Source organism: Pseudomonadota bacterium (assembly GCA_030859565.1).
In the GTDB taxonomy this organism is placed as follows: domain Bacteria; phylum Pseudomonadota; class Gammaproteobacteria; order JACCXJ01; family JACCXJ01; genus USCg-Taylor.
In genome coordinates, this window is the sequence record JALZJW010000233.1 from 1 (window position 1) to 3790 (window position 3790).

The 3790-nt window shown below is 58.1% G+C and carries 6 protein-coding genes and 1 pseudogene; all 7 read left to right on the forward strand.

The window, feature by feature from the left end; all coding sequences use genetic code 11:
- The coding region (locus tag M3436_19905) for a DUF502 domain-containing protein (protein MDQ3566242.1) at positions 1–697 on the forward strand (697 nt) is incomplete at its 5' end.
- A gap of 190 nt (positions 698–887) precedes the next feature.
- Positions 888–1409, forward strand: a complete 522-nt coding sequence (locus tag M3436_19910; protein ID MDQ3566243.1) for a TIGR00645 family protein — start codon at positions 888–890, stop codon at positions 1407–1409.
- Between the two features lie 37 nt (positions 1410–1446).
- The gene (locus tag M3436_19915) at positions 1447–1764 is read left to right on the forward strand and encodes a TIGR03032 family protein (protein MDQ3566244.1); all 318 of its coding nucleotides are present in this window, start codon (positions 1447–1449) and stop codon (positions 1762–1764) included.
- Between the two features lie 37 nt (positions 1765–1801).
- Positions 1802–2047 (forward strand): type II toxin-antitoxin system CcdA family antitoxin, encoded by a 246-nt coding sequence (locus tag M3436_19920; GenBank protein ID MDQ3566245.1) that lies wholly within the window; start codon positions 1802–1804, stop codon positions 2045–2047.
- Positions 2047–2364, forward strand: coding sequence for a CcdB family protein (locus tag M3436_19925; GenBank protein MDQ3566246.1), 318 nt, complete (start codon positions 2047–2049; stop codon positions 2362–2364). Before M3436_19920 ends, M3436_19925 begins: the two co-directional genes overlap by 1 nt.
- 33 nt (positions 2365–2397) lie before the next feature.
- Positions 2398–2635: pseudogene (locus M3436_19930) on the forward strand (hypothetical protein).
- Between the two features lie 63 nt (positions 2636–2698).
- Positions 2699–3790 (forward strand): AAA family ATPase (locus tag M3436_19935; protein ID MDQ3566247.1); only part of this gene is annotated, 1092 nt, incomplete at its 3' end.

The following is a 3790-nucleotide window of genomic DNA, read 5'->3' on the forward strand; positions in this document are numbered from 1 at the left end:
CAAGGAAAAACACAAATTTGACCTGCGCCGCGCGCCGAGGTATATGCTCGCCGGCGCGCTGATATTGACACCGGCTCTGCTGACCTGGCTGGTGTTTGATTTCCTGTTCCATACTTTGTTTCACTTGGGGCAACCCGGCGCGTCGGTGTTTTACACGGTCATGTATCGCGTCTCGCCCGGGTTTGCGGAATGGTTGTCTACCCCCTGGGTGGAATACCTAAGTGCCGTGGCGCTCACCCTGGTGGTGCTTTATTTTTTGGGTTGGGCAACCACTCAGGTACTGGGCCGGCGCTGGCTGGCCTGGTTTGAGGCGCTACTAGACCGCCTTCCCTGGGTGAAGACGATCTATGGTGGCATCAAGATATTTCTTGCGGCCTTCCAAACCAAGCCCGAGGGGGTCGAGCGGGTCGTTCTGATAGATTTTCCGTCACCGGAGATGAAGACCATCGGGTTGGTGACTCGAACCCTGTTCGACGAGGCGAGTGGAGAGGAATTGGCGGTAGTGTATGTCCCGACCTCGCCCAACCCGACCTCCGGTTTCATACAAATTATGTCGCTGACAAAGGTTATCTCGACAGATTGGACGCTCGACGAAGCGATGCGATTCCTTTTGACCGCGGGCACCGCAGCGCCCGGCACCATTACTTTTGCGCGGAATGTCGACGCCCGAGACAAACCTGTGCCAGGACCGGAATAGCCACCACAAGAGCAGGGCTTTCAACACATCGTCACACCAAGCCGTGATTTGACTGTCCACAGGAATGCTCCTTCTTTGTGGAATTCAGTTTTAGGAGACCGGAGGACAAGCCTGAACTATTGCGCGCTGGCTCATCGGGCCAAGGATGATACAATTCGCCGCAAATTTTTCGACCGTTAAAATCCGGAACATGGTTCGGTTGATACAAGTCCTCAAGAATTTTATTTTCTGGAGCCGTTGGCTGCAGGCGCCGCTTTACCTGGGATTGGTCGTGGCCCAAGGCGTGTACGTCTATCAATTCATGATCGAGTTGAGCCATCTCGTGGTCAAGGCGGGGCGTCTGACGGACACCGACATCATGCTCATCGTGCTCGGGCTCATCGATGTCGTGATGATCGCCAATCTCTTGAATATTGTCATCATCGGCGGCTACGAAACCTTCGTCTCGCGGCTCGCGCTCGAGAGCCACCCGGATCAACCCGAGTGGCTGTCGCACGTCAGCGCCGGTGTGCTCAAGGTCAAACTGGCCACGGCATTGATCGGGATCTCCGCGATTCATTTGCTCAAGACCTTCATCAATGCCGAGCACACTCCCGAAAAAGCAATCATGTGGCAGGTGATCATTCACCTGACGTTCGTATTTTCGGCGCTCGCAATGGCGTACACCGACAAGCTCATGACCGGCACGGTGTTGATGACGAAAAGGCATTAAACGCACTACGTTTACTCTTCCATTCGGAGAGGGTAGGGTGAGGGCGGGGTTAATTGGCGAGTTCATAGCAACAATAGGGGAACACGGGTCGGCGGCCTTCGACCGTGCGCTAGGAGCGATCCTCCGTCGACTGTTGGAAGCTGTTAGCCCCCATGCGCCTGAGCGTTCGTATCTGCGTGGCCCCGAGTCGTCCGTGGCTACCGAGGCCGTGCGCAGTGTCCACACCGCGAATCTGCCGGCCCTCTTCGATGAGTTAAACATCAGCCTCGTCGTTTCCACCTATCAGGCGGGCGCTAGTGTCTTTGCAAAATTGCTAAACGTCTCCACTATTGATGAAAGAGAAATATGCGCATAGTATATGCGCATAATTAGCGAACCTTGGAGGCGCCGTAATGCTGCCACCGTACAACACCTCAGCCCCAAAGAAAGCCACTAACCTTAGTATAAACATTGACTTACTAAACAAGGCCAAGGAGATGGACATCAACCTTTCCGCTGTCCTCGAGCAAACACTGACCGATCTCGTTGGGCAACGGCGGAGAGAGCGGTGGCTAGCAGATAACCGTGACGCCATAGATGCTTACAATCAGCATGTTGAAAAGCACGGCTCCTTTGGCGATGGTCTTCGGAGCTTTTGATGCCTCAATTTATGCTCCATAGAAATAAGAACCCCGATACCAAAGCAAGAATTCCTTACCTGATTGACGTTCAGAGTAACCTGCTCGGGGATTTAGGAACGCGGGTTGTGATTCCCGTCTGCTCGTCCGGAGCATTAAAGGGAAAAGTGCTCACAACGCTGACGCCTACCTTTGAGCTTGACGACGGTACGTATGTTATGTTGACGCCGCAACTAGCGGGTATTTCCAAGAAGGAACTTGGCCAGGAGGTAGCCAACCTGTCCGCTTACCGCGCCGCGATTATTGCCGCGCTGGATTTTCTGATCACAGGAATCTAGGCGTCAAAGCAGCGCGACTTGTTCGCGCCGCGCTGGACCGGTACTGACGGGCATGCTCGAGATCTGCGCGGGCGATAAGCTGGTCCGGCGTTTTCTCGCGATTGATAAATTGTCTACGGCTTACGTGAGCAGGATGGATCGGCGCGCCCTACCGGTTCGCTATGGCGTGCTCGAGGAGAACCTGAACGGTAACGTGGATACCGGCGAGAAGCGTGTTTATTTTGAGTTTAGCGATTATGCGACTCCCTACGTTTTCTTTGAGCCGAGCTAGCGCGATCGGCGATCCAGGTGCGGCGGTGCGCGCGGCGCGCCAGGTCTCCCTAGGGGCGTAGAGGTGCGCGTTCTCGAATCGCTCTATCGGTCGGAACGCATCACCGATATCGATTTCCACTTTGCCCGGTTGATCGCCCGCTTGGACGGCCGCGAGCGGCCGGAAGTCGCGTACGCGGCGATGCTGGCTAGTACCCTGACCGCTCAAGGGCATGCGTGTGCGAGCCTCGAAACGCATGCGGGCCGCCCGCTCTTGGATGCACCCGAGGCGCCCATTGTCCCCGTGCTCGAGGCGTGGCTCGATGCCTTGCGCAGTAGCCCGGCCGTGGGTGCTCCCGGTGACTATCGTCCTTTGATTCTCGAGGCCGGCACGCGGCTATACCTCTATCGCTACTGGCGCTATCAACAAACGATCGCGGATGCTTTAAGCGAGCGCGCCAAGGACGAGGCAGCCGGGGTAAACCTTGAGACGCTGCGGCAGGGAATTGACCGGCTGTTCCCGCGCGAGAGCGCCCTCGATACGAGCGGCCAACGCGTCGCCGCGGCGGTGGCGGTGCTGCGCAGGCTCTGTGTGGTGAGCGGATCGCCGGGTTCGGGGAAGACCTCGGCGGTGCTTGGACTCTTGTGCCTGCTTGTGGACCAACCGAGCGCGGGCTTGCCGCTTCGGATCGGCTTGGCGGCCCCGACCGGCAAGGCGGCGGCGCGCCTCCAGGAGGCTATGCGCGCGGCCAAAGAGCGGCTGCCAATCACGCCCGAAATATCGGGCCGCCTACCCGGCGAGGTTGCTACCTTGCACCGCTTGCTGGGCGCTAGGACGGATTCGGAACGCTTTCGCTATCATCGCGCTCACCCGCTGCCGCTCGATGCCGTGGTGGTGGACGAAGCCTCGATGATCGACTTGGCCTTAATGGCCAAGTTGCTCGAGGCCTTGCCGCGTCCCGCGCGGCTCATCCTTTTGGGCGATCAGGAACAGTTGGTCTCGGTCGGACCCGGCGCGGTCTTCGGTGACATCTGTTCCGGGCCGAAGGGCTACTCACAGGATTTCGCCGAACGCATCAGCGCGACGACCGCTGTAGCCGTTCCCCGCGCACCGGCGGGTCCGCCGTTGCGCGACTCGCTGGTCCGCCTGGAGCACAGTGTCCGATTCCATACTGAC

Bases quoted from the DNA above. Each gene is read 5' to 3' on its own strand.
- M3436_19910 (MDQ3566243.1), top strand. From the start codon at position 888: ATGGTTCGGTTGATACAAGTCCTCAAGAATTTTATTTTCTGGAGCCGT.
- M3436_19925 (MDQ3566246.1), top strand. From the start codon at position 2,047: ATGCCTCAATTTATGCTCCATAGAAATAAGAACCCCGATACCAAAGCA.
- M3436_19920 (MDQ3566245.1), top strand. From the start codon at position 1,802: ATGCTGCCACCGTACAACACCTCAGCCCCAAAGAAAGCCACTAACCTT.